Consider the following 14326-nt stretch of genomic DNA (forward strand, 5'->3'; position numbering starts at 1 on the left):
GGGGGAACCGGGATTCGGCCTAGGTGCGAACGGTGTCCGATAACGCGCTGATATTCGTACGGAAATTCGTGTTCTCCAGCGGTCCGGAAACGGCGGCGTACATTTCTTGGTGCCGGGTCGTCGGCCCGGATCATCAATCTGGGGGAGATGTGATGACGAGTATCAGGAAAATGAGCGCGGTGGCCGGGACCCTGCTGTTTCTGGGCGGCATCGGCGTCGTTCAGGGCGTCACCGTGTCGGCCGCGGCGGCCGCGCCCGTGCCGGCTGTCGTGGTCGGTGGCAGCGCGCACGCCGGCGCCCCGGTCAGTGATCGGGACTACCGTCAGGGCTACCGGGACGGGTACGGCGACGGCTGGGACCAGGCCAAGGACGACTGCCGCCGGGCGATGAGCATGCACCGGGGCTTCCGTGACCGGGAGCGGGACTACGAACGCGGATACGACCGGGGATTCGATCGCGGATTCGGCGCGGGATTCCGGGAGTACTGCTGAGAGTGGATTACCGGGCGGGCGCCGTCGCCCGCCCGGTAATTGCTTCAGGAAGCGGACGCGGAATAGCTGTTGGTGACGAAGTTCAGGCCGCCGCTCGACGACGTGATCTCGTAGCCGAACTGGATGTTGCCGAGGGTGACGTCACCGAACCAGCCCTTGCCCTTGATCCAGTTCATGATCGCCTTGATGTCGACGGTGCCGGCGCTGGTGTTGCCGGTCCGGACGAACGAGTACACCGCGTTCGCCCCGTTCGATCCGCTGTAGACGTTCCAGGTGTGCCCGCCGACCGTGGCGGTGGCCTGCAACGATCCGAGCGGGCCGACCGCGCCCTGCTTGTTCATCCAGAGCATGATCTCGTATGCGTTGTTGTTGGCCCAGATGTCGTAGGCGGTGGTGTACGCCCCGCTGGACGGCACCGTCACGTTGAAGCTGCTGGTGGCGCTGCCCAGCGCGCTCAACTTCTTGTTCACGCTCTTGCTGGCGTTCGGGTACGCCTTGACCCCGCCGGTGTTCGGGTGGTTCGCCCACACGCCCCAGTTGCTGTACGAGTTCGCCCAGATGGACTGCGGGCCGGCCCCGCTGCCCCAGATGTTGTTGTAGAGCGTGTAACCACCGTTGCTCCAGGTGGCCCACTGGTCGGACGAGCCCCACACCGCGGCCTGGGCGGCCTGGGGTGCGACGAACAGCAAGGCGGCGGCGACGAGGGCGGACACCGCGATCCGTAGTTTGCGCATGAAGCGCCTCCTTCGAGGGGGATGGCAGCGCCGGAGCCCGACCGTCGAAGCGCTTCGACGATGGGGGATGGGCATCGGCGCTGTTCGATGTGGCGTGTCCCTCAACCTAGGGCGCGGATCCCGCTCGTGCAACACCACGATTGCCGACGTGTTACGCCACGGGTGATTGACGAGCCTGGATCCGTTCGCCTACGGTGCCGGGAGGAAAGCCCTTTCCCGCAGGGAGCCAGCCATGCGCCGTCGAACCCTTCTCGCCCTGACCGCCGGTGCCGGAGTCGCCTGGGGCACCCCGGCCGCCGCCCATCCCCGGCTGGACCTGGTCCTCGCCGCCGACGGCTCCGGCGACGTCACCACCGCCCAGGCCGCGATCGACGCCGCACCGTCCGGCGCGACCACGCCGTACGTGATCGGCGTCCGCCCCGGCACCTACCTCGGCCAGGTGATCGTCCCGGCCGGCAAGACCGCGATCGAGCTGCGCGGCCTCGGCCGCTCGCCGTCCGACGTGGTGATCGCCGACGACCGCGCGAACGGCACCCTCAAACCGGACGGCACCCCGTGGGGCACCTCGGGCAGCGCCTCGGTCACGATCAACGGCGCCGGGTTCCGCGCCACGAACCTGACCTTCGCGAACCTCTTCGACGAGGCCGCCCACCCGGAGATCACCAACCGGCAGGCGGTCGCCGTGCTCACCCGCGCCGACAAGCTGGTCTTCGACCGGGTCCGGTTCCTGGCCAACCAGGACACCCTCTACGTCAACAGCACCGCGGCCGGCGTCGTCGCCCGCGCGTATTTCCGCGACTGCTACGTCGAGGGCGACGTCGACTTCATCTTCGGCCGGGCCACGGCGGTCTTCGACCGCTGCCGGATCCACTCGCTCGACCGCGGCAGCAGCCCCAACGGCTACGTCACCGCGCCCAGCACCGACCTCACCAACCCGCACGGCCTGCTGTTCAGCTACTGCCGGCTGACCTCGGACGCACCGGCCGGCACGGTCTTCCTGGGCCGCCCCTGGCACCCGAGCAACGATCCGAACGCCGTCGGCCAGACGATCATCCGCGACTCCTGGATCGGCGCGCACATCGGCGCCACCGCCTGGAGCGACTTCGGCACCTGGCCCTGGCGCGACGCCCGCCTCGCCGAATACCGCAACACCGGCCCGGGCGCGCTGGTCACCGCCGACCGCCCGCAACTGGCCCGCGCCGAGGCCGCCGCCGCGGAGATCCCGGACTTCCTGCGAGGCACCGACGCCTGGTCACCGGAGTGCGCCCGCCGCGCGGTTTAACCCTTTTACGGTACGAACTATGACTCCCTGTCCGCAGGCTACGAGCCGCGTCCCGTGGTGGTCTCGCGCGACGCCCGCGTCGACCCCGGACCGCAGCGCGCCTCCCGGTCCCGGCTGGTTCTCAGGGGTGCCTCCGGCACCCTGAGGCACCCCTCACGGCCAGCCGGGCGCCGCGCGGCTCTCGCGCGCCGCGCGGGCTCGCGGGGTTGCCGGCCGGTGCGGGCCGTGGCGCGCCTTGCGGTTACCGGCTGGTGCTCAGCGGTGCCTCCGGCACGCTGAGGGACCCCTGAGCGCCGGCCCAGCGGGTGAGCGGGCGGTAGAGCAGCCCGCCCGTCGCGAAGAACAGGCCCAGCACCAGCCAGCCACCGGCGTGCAGGCCCAGCACGCACGCGGTGATCAGCGGCGGCGCCACCATGTCGCCGAGGCCGCGCCCGGCGAAGTACGTCCCCTGGTACTGCCCCTGCGCCCAGGGCGGCGCCAGCTCGAACAGGATGCCCCAGCTCCCGGTCGACAGCCACAGCTCGCCGAGCACGTGGACCACCGCGGCCACCACGATCAGCGCTCCGGCCGTCCACGGCGCCCGGCCCGCCGTCGCCGCGAACACCCCGCAGGCCAGGGCGATCACCACACTGCCGCGCAGGGCGGAGCGGCCGGCCGCGGCCAGGTCGTGCACCCCGCGGGTCATCCGTACCTGCAGCAGCACGCACCCGGCTGTGTTGATCACCAGGGCGACCGAGATCAGCCAGAGCGGGGCGTGCGCACCGGTGGCCAGCCACAGCGGCAGGCCGATGGCGAGCAGGTCGTTGTAGGTGCTGGAGAGCAACCCGTCCAGCGCCGCGAAGGCCAGGAACGGGCGGTCGCGCAACGCCACCAGACGCGGCCCACCGGCCGGGGTGACCTGGGGTGCGACGGCCGGCGCCCGGGTCAGCAGGACCGCCGCCACCAGGAACGTGGCCGCGTTGACCAGCAGCACCACCACGTACGCGAGGTCGTGGTGCACCAGCAGCGGCACACTCCCGGCGAGCGTGCCCAGTCCGATCCCGGCGTTCGACATGGTGCGCATCCGGGCCCGCATCGCCAGCCGCTGCCCGGGCGGCACGCCACCGGCGGCGAGGGCCCCGTTCGCGCCCTTGACCATCGCGGTGGCCACCGCGATCAGGCAGGAGAGCAGCGCGAACGGCACGACCGAGTGCACCGCGAGCAGCCCGGTGTACGCGCCGGCCAGCACCACCATGGACAGCATGGACAGTCGTTTCGGCCCGTACCGGTCGGCGACGTACCCGAGCGGGGTCATCGCCAGCACCCCGGCGGCCGCGCCGGCGCTGAGTCCGATGGCGATCATCGCGGGGCTCAGCCCGGCGACAGTTGTCAGGAAGAGCACGCTGGTGGTCAGGTAGGCGCCGTTGCCGAACGCGTTGATCAGCGTGGCCAGGAGAAGCACGGGCATGCTGCGATCTAACAAGACGTACGTACGGTTTGCAAACTGCTTCGACAGGTTTCACCGTCTTGTTCACAGCCACCACACAGGTAACCCGGTTGCATGACCCCCACACGTAGGACAGAACCTGGGGGAAACGCATGACCGGTAAGCGAAGGGCAGTGGTCGCCGGCGCGACCACGCTGGTACTGCTCGGCTCGGGGATCGGGGTCGCGCAGGCGGCCCCCGCACCGGGGGCGATCAGCCTGGTCGCGGCCACCAAGAGCGTCATCGCGGAGCGCTACGTCGGCGACGAGGGCAGCGGTATCTACCTCGACCTGGGTGTCAACGTGATCGCGGGCAAGTCCCCGTTGGAGATCCGGACCACCCGCACGTCGTACCAGAGCAAGATCGTGGCGCGGCAGATCGTGACCAAGAACGGTAAGAAGACCGCGGTGAAGCTGCCGGCCGGTTCGGTCAGCGACTTCAGTGGCCTGCGCAACTTCACCACCATCACGATCAAGAACAGCGCCGGCAAGGTGGTCAAGAAGTACCAGACGGACTTCTGCCCGAACACCTACGACTCGGTGCGCACCCGCCGGGACGCCCCGGCCCAGACGCCGTACCCGCGGTACTGCGCCGGCCGGACCAGCGAGGGCGGCAACCCGTTCCTGCTCGGTTCGGTGTGGGGCATCCAGGCCGGCTGGAACGCCGGGATCAACCCGATGCCGACCAACGGCAAGGCGTTCGACCTGGCCGCCGGCAAGTACCAGGTGAGCGTCGCGCTCAACCCGGCGTACCGGAAGTTCTTCAAGGTCCCGGTGAAGAGCGCGACCGCGTCGGTCGCGGTGACCGTCGTCAACGTCACGCCGGAGCAGAAGGCCGCGAGTGCCGCCGCGGTGGCGCCGAAGACCACGCCGGGCGGGCACAACCACGGCGAGGGCGACGAGTCCGCGCAGATTTCCGACTATCTGCCGCAGTTCCGGGCCCCGGCGTCCCGTCCGACCGCGGCCAAGGTCGCGCCGAAGACCGGCCCGCGCCCCGACCTGCGCTCGCTGCCGGCCTGGGGGATCTCGCTGGAGAAGGGCCGCAACGAGACGACCGGCCAGGTCAACGGCCGGTGGTACGTCAACTTCGGCGCCACCGTCTGGAACGCCGGCTCGTCCCCGCTGCTCGTCGACGGCTTCCGCCGCACCGGCAGTGAGCTGATGGACGCCTACCAGTACGTCTTCGACGCCAAGGGCAAGCAGGTCGGCTCGTTCGCGGCCGGCACCATGGAGTGGGACAAGCGGGAGGGCCACAAGCACTGGCACTTCACCGACTTCGCGCGCTACGACCTGCTGAAAGCCGACAAGAAGCTCGCGGTCCGCAGTGGCAAGGAGGCGTTCTGCCTGGCCAACACGGACGCGGTCGACTACACGCTGAAGAGCGCCAAGTGGCGGCCGGAGAACACCGACCTGTCCACGGCGTGCGGCGGCAACACCGCGGTGGCGGTGCGTGAGGTGCTCGACATCGGCAACGGTGACACCTACAGCCAGGACCGTCCGGGTCAGTCGTTCGACGTCACCGGCCTGGCCAACGGCACCTACTACATCCGGGTGAAGGCCAACCCGGTCGGCAAGCTCAGCGAGCTGAGCACGAAGAACAACATCTCGTACCGGAAGATCGTGCTGGGCGGCACCAAGACCGCACGCACCCTGAGCGTTCCGGCGGTCTACGGCATCAGGGGCTGAATGAAACGGAATGAGTGAATGGATGGGCGGCCCTCGGCCGCCCATTTATTCGTAGGTGCTCATATGAGCATTTCAAGGAATTGCCGACAGAACCGTTGACACGGCATTCACCCGATCCGGACTGGCGATGAAACTCGTTGTCAGATACGTTGAGAAAACGCCGGTGAAATCGGGAGACGCAGATGCTGAGTCTGACGCCGAGAATCGACACGAACCTCCAATCCCTGCTCGACGACCACGAATTCCTGGCCGAACTGCTGGACGCGCTGGGCTCACCCCTCAACCTGGTCCTGCCGCGCCAGCTGGCGGCGAACGTCGCCGCGTTCCGGGAGACCTACCGCCGGCACCGTCTCGCCGGCCGCCTCTACTACGCGCACAAGGCCAACCGTTCCGGCGCGCTGCTGCGAGAACTCGCGGCCGGCGACACCGGGGTGGACGTGGCCTCCCTCGGCGAGTTGCAACACGCCCTGGGCGCCGGATTCACCCCGGACCGGATCGTCGCGACCGGGCCGAAGAATCGCGAATTCCTCTGGCTCGCCGCCCGCACCGGGGTGACCGTCAGCCTCGATTCCGCCGACGAGCTCGCCGAGCTGGCCGGCATCGTGGCCGGGCACCGGCTGCCGCGGGTGCCGGTCAGCCTGCGACTGGCCGGATTCACCTCGACCGGGGTGCGGGTGCTGACCCGCCGCAGCCGGTTCGGCACCCCGGCCGGCCGGCTGCCCGAGCTGCTCGACGTGCTGGAGAAACACCCCGACCAGCTGGAGCTGACCGGGGTGGCCTATCACCTGGACACCGTCGGGCTGCCCGAGAAGGCGGTCGCGCTGGAGGGCTGCCTGGCCGCTCTGGACGCGTGCCGGGCCCGGGGCCTGCGCCCGCGGTCGCTGGACATCGGCGGCGGCTTCGGCGTGAACTACCTGGCCGACGGCGCCGAGTGGGACCGCTGGACCACCGAGCTGGGGCAGGCCGTGCTCGGCCGCCGGCCCCCGATGACCTGGGACGGCCACGGGTACGGCCTGCGCGCCGAGAACGGCACCCTGCGCGGGACCCTGGCGCTGTACCCGGCCCACCGGCCGGTGTCCGGCGCCGCCTACCTGGACCGCCTGCTCGGCACCCCGGCACCGGAGCTCGGCCGCCCGCTCGGCGAGCTGCTGCTCGACCACATGTACGACCTGGACATCGAACCCGGCCGCGCCCTGCTCGACCAGTGCGGCCTGGTCCTGGCCCGGGTGCTGTCGGCCGACGGCGACGCGGTCCGGCTGGACCTCAACGCCCGTGACGTCAGCCTCGAGGAGCACGGCGTACTGATGGATCCGGTGGTGATCCCGCGCACCGGTGACCGCCGCGCCGGCCCGGCCGCCGTCCACCTGTTCGGCAACCTCTGTCTGGAGGCCGACCTGATCACCCGTCGCACGGTGTTCCTGCCGGTGCTGCCCCGCCCCGGTGACCTGCTCGCCTTCGTCAACACGGCCGGCTACTTCATGGACTTCAGCGCCACCACCGCCCTGCGCCAGCCGGTGGCCCGCACCGTGGCGGTCCACCGGTCCGGCGGCCGCCACCGCTGGTGCCTCGACGAGCAGTACTGGCCTGTCCACCCCCGGCAGGAGACCCGATGAGATACGACGACATCACCGAGGCGATCGGCGCCACCCCGCTGGTCCGCATCGACCCGGCCGTGCACGGCCTGGCCAACGTCGACCTGTACGCCAAGCTGGAGCTGCTCAACCCGTTCGGCTCGGTGAAGGACCGGGCCGCCTGGCACATGGCCGCCCCGCTGCTGTCCGGCGCGGCGCCCGGCGACACCCTGGTCGAGCTGTCCAGCGGCAACACCGCCAAGGCCCTCGCGCTGCTCGCCGGGATGCACGGCGTGCCGTTCAAGAGCGTCACCAACCGGATGAAGGTGCCCGAGATCAAGGAGCTGCTGCTCCTGCTCGGCGCGGAGATCGACGAGCTGCCCGGCCAGTCCGAGTGCCTCGACCCGACCGACACCGACGACCCGCTCACCCGGATGCACCAGCGGCTGGCCGCGTCCGGGGGCGGCTACCTGCACACCGACCAGTACTTCAACGAGCGCAACGTGGACGCCCACGCGTACGGCACCGGCCCGGAGATCGTCAAGGACCTGGACGGGCGCGCGCCGGACTACTTCGTCGCCTGCGTGGGCACGGCCGGCTCGTCCACCGGGGTGGCCCGGGTGCTGCGCCAGCACCACGCCGACGTCGAGGTGGTCGGGCTGGTCGCGGCGAAGGGCGACTTCATCCCGGGGATCCGGACCATCGACGAGGTGCACGAGGTGGGTCTGTTCGACCCGGCCGTCTACGACGCCCTGGAGACCATCGACGCGGACGACGCGATCGACGGCCTGCTGACCCTGGTGCGGCGCTGCGGCATCCTGACCGGTCCGACCGGTGGCGGCGCGTTCCAGGGGGCGGTCCGCTTCCTTCGTACGATCGACGCCGGCCTCACGAGTCGCAAGACGGCGGTGTTCATCGTCTGCGACCGGGTGGAGAGCTACCTCTCCTACGTGCGGGACCGCCGCCCCGAGCTGTTCGGCCGGCCACCGCGGCGCAACTCGGCCGGCACCCTGACCGGCGCCGAGCTGGCCGCCGCGCCGGTGCTCGGCGTCGGCGACGCCCAGCGCTGGCTCGCCGAGACGAACGCCGTGGTGGTCGACCTGCGCAGCCCGTACGCGTTCCAGGCGCTGCACATCGCCGGCTCGATCAACATCGTCGACGAGGTGTTCGCCGAGCTGTTGCCGGCCGGGCTGCCGTTCAGTCGCCGCCGCCCGGTGCTGCTGGTCTGCCCGGTCGGCGAGAAGTCCGCGAGATACTCCGCGCTGCTCACCCGGATGGGCCACCCGGACGCCCGCTCCCTGCACGGCGGGATCATCGCCTGGCGCGACGCCGGAGCCGAGCTGGTCCGTGACTGACCCGGCCTGGCAGCGGGAGCTGCGCGCCCACTTCCCGATCGTCACCGGCCACCCGGACGTGGCCTACCTGGACAGCGCGGCCACCTCGCAGAAGCCGCAACCCGTCCTGGACGCCGTGTTCGACTATCTGACCGGCGAGAACGCCAACGCCGCCCGGGGCACGTACCCCTGGGCCAACCGCACCACGGCCCGGATCGAGCAGGCCCGTGACCGGGTGCGCGTCTTCCTCGGCGACCCGGCGCCGGACCGCTCCGGGGTGCACTTCGTCAGCGGCGCCACCGAGGGCCTGCGCGCCGTGGCCCGGGACTGGCTCGCCCCGCAGCTGCGCGACGGCGACGAGATCGTGGTCCCGTACGCCGACCACAACGCGAACATCGTCCCCTGGCAGGAGGCCGCCGCCCTGGCCCGCGCCCGCGGCGCCCACGTCACCCTGCGCCCCATGCCGTACGACGACGCCCACGACTACGACGCCGCCCGGCTGGCCCGGCTGGTCACCCCGCGGACCCGGCTGATCGCCGCCACCCACGTGCACCACGTCTACGGCAACGACATGCACGTGTCCCGGCTGCGCGCGGCGGCCGGCCCGGGCGTGCCGATCTGCCTGGACGCCGCGCAGAGCGTCGGGCACCTGCCGATCTCGCTGGCCGCGCTGGACGTCGACTTCCTGGTCTTCTCCGGCCACAAGGCCCTCGCGCTGCCCGGCACCGGCGCGATCTGGTCCGGCAACCGGCGCGGACCGGCGTATGCCGAGGCCGGCTGGCGCGGCACCCCGAACACCAGCGGCATCGTCAGCCTGGTCGCGGCGCTGGACTGGCTGGACGCGGCCGGCGTCGACCGGATCGAGCGGTGGACCCGCGACCTCGGCGCCCGGCTCACCGCGGGTCTGGCCGAGCTGGACGCCTATCAGGTGCTCGGCTGTCAGAGCAGTCTCGCGGCGGCCTCGGCGACACAGCGCCGGCAGGGCATCGTCACGTTCCGGCACCGCACGATCGGCTCCAACGACCTCGGTTTCATCCTGGCCGCGGACGGCCTGCTGGTCCGGGCCGACGGCCACTGCCAGGGAGACGAGGGGGAGAAGACCTCTTCGGTACGGGTGAGCCTGCACGTGCACAACTCACCCGCCGAGATCGACCGCCTGCTCGAGCGGCTCGCCGCGCTGAATCACGACTGAACGCCACCCCGGTCTGTTAAAAACGGTTGTCATTTCAGAATGTGTTCCGGAGCCCCGCCGCGTGCCGTCGACCGGCCGGGTTCCGGGACACGACGCCGTGGAGCCACGAAAGCAGCCGCCATGACCCCGATCGCTCTCGACCCGGTGCGCGTCGCCGCCTGGCGCAGCACCTGGGACGCGATGATGACCGGCTTCATCCCCGGCCTGGCCGGCCTGGAACGGGCGCTCGGCACCGCCGTCGAGGCGCTGCGCGGTGGCCCGCCGCGCCGGGTGCTCGACCTCGGCGGCGGCCCGGGACTGCTCGCCGAACGGATGGCCGCCCGCTGGCCGGACGCCACGGTCACCCTCGTCGACCTGGACCCGGTGCTGCTCGAACTGGCCCGGGCCGGCCTGCCCGACGTGATCGGGTGGTCGGTGCCGACCTCGCCTCGACCGCGTGGACGGCCCGCGCCGGCGGCGGCCACGACCTGATCACCGCGGTGATGACCGTGCACTACCTGTCCCCGGCCGCGATCCACGCGCTCTACGCCGCGGCCCGGGAGGCGCTCGCGCCCGGCGGAGTGCTCGTCGTCGCCGACCTGATGCCCGACGACGGGCTGCCCGGGCTGATGCGGGTGCTCGACCCCGGCCCCGGCGAGGCGGCCGCCGAACTCGCCTGGGCGCGGTGGTGGAGTGAGCTGTCCGCCGTACCGGAGATCGGCGGCCTGATGGACGCCCGCGCCGCGCTGTTCCGCGATCGTCCGCCGGCGGGTTTCACGGCCGGGCTGAGCTGGCACGCCGCCGCGGCCCGGACCGCCGGATTCGGCGAAGCCGGAGCGCTCTGGCGCGAAGGCCGCCACGCCGCGCTGGCCGCCTGCCGCTGACCGCGCGGCTATCATCGCGCGGATGTACATCGACTTCCGTCAGGGTAATTTCCGGGTCTGGGCGGGCGGGGTGCTCGGGTCCGGTTTCTTCGGGTTCGCGGCGCTGATGGCCGCGGTCAACCCGGAGGAGCACCTGGTCGGCGGCGACGACCCGACGACCCGGTTCCTGGCCTGGGTCTGCACGTTCCTGTTCCTGATCCCGTTCGGTGCCCTGGTGATCTTCGCGCCGAAGCTGCTCGGCCGGACCGGTGTCACCGTCGACCAGGCCGGCATCCACGGCATCCCCTGGTCCGACCTGGCCGGCGTCGGCATCGCCTACAAGGTCAACCCCGCCCCGCAGAAGGTGCCGCTGCCCGAGGGGGTCCGCCGCCAGGGTCACGTGCTGGAGTTCTTCCCGGCACCCGGCGTCGACCTGACCGACCGGGTCGCGGGCCTGCGCCCGGCCACCGAGCCGCCGCCGCACCCGGGCCTGCCGTCCGAACGGTTCCGCCTCCCGATGCCGGACGCGTCAGCGGTCCCGGCCCGGATCGAGCAGGCGGTCCGCTCCTACGCCCCCCACCGCTGGCTGGGCACCTACCAGCGCACCTGGACCCCGCTCGCCTGACCCGCGAGGCCACCGCCACCCCGGGCCGCGGTGCGCTCCCGGGTCCCGGCTGGTGCTGGGGGTTGTCTCGCGGGCGTCGAGGCAGCCCTGAGCGCCAGCTCGACTGCTCCGGCTGGCGGTGAGGGTTGTCTCCGGGCTGTTGAGGGACCCCTCAGCGCCAGCCGAGGTCTGGGGGCGCGCCGCGGTCGGGAGTGGGGGCGGCGTCGCGCGAGATCACCACGGGACTCGGCTTGTAGCCTGCGGGCGGTCGCTCGGTATTCGTACCGAAAAGGGTGTGGCAGTGACCGGAAGGGATCGGTTCTTAGCCGGGCCTTAACGGTCGGACAGCGTGCCGATAGGTCTCCGGGCGCGATTCTTTGCAGGTCAGATCGACCTGGAGGTTTTGAGATGAACAAGATTCGTACCGCTGTGGCGCTCGCGGCCGGCGCTCTCACCGTTCTCGGGCTGGCCGGGACGGCGCTGGCGTCCGACGGGGCCGATGACAGCCCGCGGTCCTCGGCGTCGCCGTCGGCTTCGGTGTCGGCGTCCGCTTCGGTGTCACCCTCGGCCTCCGCTTCGGCTTCGGGCCGGGTGGATGACCACGGTGGTGACCGGAAGCGATCGGCCTCCCCGTCGGCTTCGGGCCGGGTGGACGATCACGGTGGTGACCGGAAGCGATCGGAATCCGGCGACGACAAGGGCGGCTCCCGCACCCGCCACGCCGAGCCTGGCGATGACAAGGGCGGCTCCCGCACCCGCCACGCCGAGCCTGGCGATGATAAGGGCGGCTCCCGCACCCGCCACGCCGAGCCCGGTGATGACAAGGGCGGCTCGCGGAGCCGCAGCTCGGAGAAGGGTGACGACCACCGCGGCCGGGGCCACGGCTCGGATCACAAGAGCGAGCACGGCTCCGACGACAAGGGTGGGCGCGGCCGCGGCTCGGACGACTGATTCGCCGAGCGCGCCCCGGGGCGCCCGCGCGGTGGTAGAAAGGCATGGTGATCATCGATGCCTTCTCCGACCTGGACGCCTACGCGGCCCTGCCCCGGGTCACCGGTCTGCGGCTGTCCCCGGACGGCCGCCGGCTGGTCGTCGGCGTGGCCACCCCGGAGCCGAAGAAGAACCGGTACGCCACGGCGCTGTGGGAGGTCGACCCGGCCGGTGAGCAGCCGGCCCGGCGGCTGACCCGCAGCACCAGGGGTGAGTCGGTGGCGGCCTTCACCCCCGGCGGGGATCTGCTGTTCACCTCGGCCCGCCCGGACCCCGTGGGCGAGCCGGACGGCGAGCCGGGGACAGCGCTGTGGCTGCAGCCGGCCGCCGGCGGCGACGCCCGGGTGGTGGCCGCGCCGCCCGGCGGCGTCCGGGGAGTGGTGGTCAGCCGGTCCGGGACGCTGGTGTTCGGGTCGTCGCTGATGCCGTCCGCCGCCGACCCGGCCGCGGACAAGGAGGCCCGGGCCAAGCGCAAGGACACCGGCGTCAACGCTGTCCTGTACGAGGAACTGCCGATCCGGTACTGGGACCACGCCTTCGGCCCGGACCGCCTCCGCCTGCTGACCGCCGAGCCGGCGCCGGCCGGGGAAGCGCCTCTGGAACTGCGTGACCTCACCGGGCACGTCGGCCGCGCGCTCTTCGACGAGGCGACCTGGGACGTCGCACCGGACGGGCGCACCGTCGTCGCGGTGTGGACGGTGGCCGAGGCGGCCGGGTCGCAGCGCGAGACCATCGTCGCGATCGACGTGGCGACCGGTGAGCGCCGCACCCTGGCCGGCGACCCGGGCCACGAGTACACCTCGCCGCGGATCTCGCCGGACGGGACGTCGGTCGCGGTGGTCGTCTACCGGCGGTCCACCGCGTCGGACCCCGGCGACCGCTGGCTGGCCGTGCTCCCGCTGGCCGGTGGCCCGGTCCGGGACCTGACCGCGGCGTGGGACCGCTGGCCGGACGCCATCCGCTGGACACCGGACGGCGCCGCGCTGGTGGTGGCCGCCGACGACGGCGGGCGCGCACCGCTGTGGCGGGTGGACGCCACCAGCGGCGCGGTGTCCCGGCTGACCCCGGACGACGGGAGCTACACCGACGCGGAGGTGTCACCGGACGGGCGCTGGGTCTACGCGCTGCGCTCGGCGATCGGCAGCGCGCCCACACCGGTCCGGGTCGCGCTCGACGGGGCCGGCACGGTGGACCGCCTGCCGGGGCCGGTGGCGGAGACGCCGGTTCCGGGCCGGGTGACCGAGGTGACCACCACGGCCGCGGACGGCACCCCGCTGCGCGCCTGGCTCGCCCTGCCCGCCGAGGCCGGCCCGGAGCGGCCCGCCCCGCTGCTGCTGTGGATCCACGGTGGCCCGCTGGGCTCCTGGAACTCCTGGTCGTGGCGCTGGAACCCGTGGATCGCGGTGGCCCGGGGGTACGCCGTGCTGCTGCCCGACCCGGCGCTCTCCACCGGCTACGGCCACGAGTTCATCCGGCGGGGCTGGGGCGCGTGGGGCGCCGCACCGTACACCGACCTGCTCGCGCTGACCGACGCCGCCGAGCAGCGCACCGACGTCGACGCCACCCGGACCGCGGCGATGGGCGGCAGCTTCGGCGGCTACATGGCCAACTGGATCGCCGGGCACACCGACCGGTTCGCGGCGATCGTCACGCACGCCTCGCTGTGGTCGCTCGACCAGATGTGGGGGACCACCGACACCGCGTTCTACTGGGCCCGGGAGATGACCCGGGAGGTGATGGAGGTCAACTCGCCGCACCGGTTCGCCGACGAGATCACCACGCCGATACTGGTCATCCACGGCGACAAGGACTACCGCGTGCCGATCGGCGAGGCGCTGCGGCTGTGGTGGGACCTGCTGTCCCGGTCGACGGACCAGGATGGCGCGACCCCGCACAAGTTCCTGTTCTTCCCGGACGAGAACCACTGGGTGCTCACCCCGGAGCACACCAAGGTCTGGTACGCCACCGTGCTGGCGTTCCTGGACCACCACGTCCGCGGCGAGAAGTGGCAGCGCCCGGAGCTTCTCGGCTGAGTTCGCGACGGACCTGCGCAGGTAGGCCTCAGCATGGGCAAGGCTGTCGTGAGGGGTTGAATGCCGTTCCCCATCGACATCGACATCGACATCGACATCGACA

Annotated in this window: 13 protein-coding genes; 11 read left to right on the forward strand and 2 right to left on the reverse strand. The window is 71.9% G+C overall.

Features of this window, described 5'->3' with window-relative positions; genetic code table 11:
• Positions 1-152: 152 nt before the first annotated feature.
• Positions 153-491, forward strand: coding sequence for a hypothetical protein (locus tag ADL15_RS29295; protein WP_157441677.1), 339 nt, complete (start codon positions 153-155; stop codon positions 489-491).
• Positions 492-535: 44 nt separating this feature from the next.
• Here ADL15_RS29295 and ADL15_RS29300 read toward each other — a convergent pair whose 3' ends face one another.
• Positions 536-1225, reverse strand: a complete 690-nt coding sequence (locus ADL15_RS29300) for a GH12 family glycosyl hydrolase domain-containing protein (RefSeq protein WP_067697920.1) — start codon at positions 1223-1225, stop codon at positions 536-538.
• A 232-nt stretch (positions 1226-1457) separates the two neighbouring features.
• On the opposite strand from ADL15_RS29300, the gene ADL15_RS29305 reads away from it, so the two are divergent.
• The gene (locus ADL15_RS29305) at positions 1458-2507 is read left to right on the forward strand and encodes a pectinesterase family protein (protein WP_067697923.1); all 1050 of its coding nucleotides are present in this window, start codon (positions 1458-1460) and stop codon (positions 2505-2507) included.
• Positions 2508-2748: 241 nt separating this feature from the next.
• Here the strand turns inward: ADL15_RS29305 and ADL15_RS29310 are convergent, their stop codons facing one another.
• Positions 2749-3954, reverse strand: a complete 1206-nt coding sequence (locus ADL15_RS29310) for an MFS transporter (protein WP_067697925.1) — start codon at positions 3952-3954, stop codon at positions 2749-2751.
• Positions 3955-4085: 131 nt separating this feature from the next.
• On the opposite strand from ADL15_RS29310, the gene ADL15_RS29315 reads away from it, so the two are divergent.
• From ADL15_RS29315 to ADL15_RS29350, 9 genes are all read left to right on the forward strand, one after another.
• Positions 4086-5657: a lysyl oxidase family protein gene (locus tag ADL15_RS29315; protein ID WP_067697927.1), complete on the forward strand. Its 1572-nt coding sequence runs from the start codon at positions 4086-4088 to the stop codon at positions 5655-5657.
• Between the two features lie 182 nt (positions 5658-5839).
• Entirely contained in the window at positions 5840-7270 is a 1431-nt protein-coding gene (locus ADL15_RS56560) for a type III PLP-dependent enzyme domain-containing protein (RefSeq protein ID WP_067697929.1), read from the forward strand.
• Positions 7267-8583, forward strand: coding sequence for a pyridoxal-phosphate dependent enzyme (locus tag ADL15_RS29325; RefSeq protein WP_067697931.1), 1317 nt, complete (start codon positions 7267-7269; stop codon positions 8581-8583). Before ADL15_RS56560 ends, ADL15_RS29325 begins: the two co-directional genes overlap by 4 nt.
• Complete coding sequence (locus ADL15_RS29330) at positions 8576-9754, forward strand: aminotransferase class V-fold PLP-dependent enzyme (protein WP_067697933.1); 1179 nt, start codon at positions 8576-8578, stop codon at positions 9752-9754. Before ADL15_RS29325 ends, ADL15_RS29330 begins: the two co-directional genes overlap by 8 nt.
• Before the next feature lie 120 nt (positions 9755-9874).
• The gene (locus ADL15_RS55720) at positions 9875-10225 is read left to right on the forward strand and encodes a methyltransferase domain-containing protein (RefSeq protein WP_232344460.1); all 351 of its coding nucleotides are present in this window, start codon (positions 9875-9877) and stop codon (positions 10223-10225) included.
• On the forward strand, positions 10162-10617 hold the full coding sequence (locus tag ADL15_RS55725; protein ID WP_232344462.1) for a hypothetical protein: 456 nt from the start codon (positions 10162-10164) through the stop codon (positions 10615-10617). Before ADL15_RS55720 ends, ADL15_RS55725 begins: the two co-directional genes overlap by 64 nt.
• Before the next feature lie 22 nt (positions 10618-10639).
• Positions 10640-11221 (forward strand): hypothetical protein, encoded by a 582-nt coding sequence (locus ADL15_RS29340; protein WP_067697935.1) that lies wholly within the window; start codon positions 10640-10642, stop codon positions 11219-11221.
• 387 nt (positions 11222-11608) lie between these two features.
• Complete coding sequence (locus ADL15_RS29345; RefSeq protein WP_157441678.1) at positions 11609-12151, forward strand: hypothetical protein; 543 nt, start codon at positions 11609-11611, stop codon at positions 12149-12151.
• Positions 12152-12195: 44 nt separating this feature from the next.
• Complete coding sequence (locus ADL15_RS29350; RefSeq protein ID WP_067697939.1) at positions 12196-14223, forward strand: S9 family peptidase; 2028 nt, start codon at positions 12196-12198, stop codon at positions 14221-14223.
• Positions 14224-14326: the final 103 nt, after the last annotated feature.

The sequence above is a fragment of the Actinoplanes awajinensis subsp. mycoplanecinus genome (assembly GCF_001509495.1).
Lineage (GTDB): Bacteria > Actinomycetota > Actinomycetes > Mycobacteriales > Micromonosporaceae > Actinoplanes > Actinoplanes palleronii.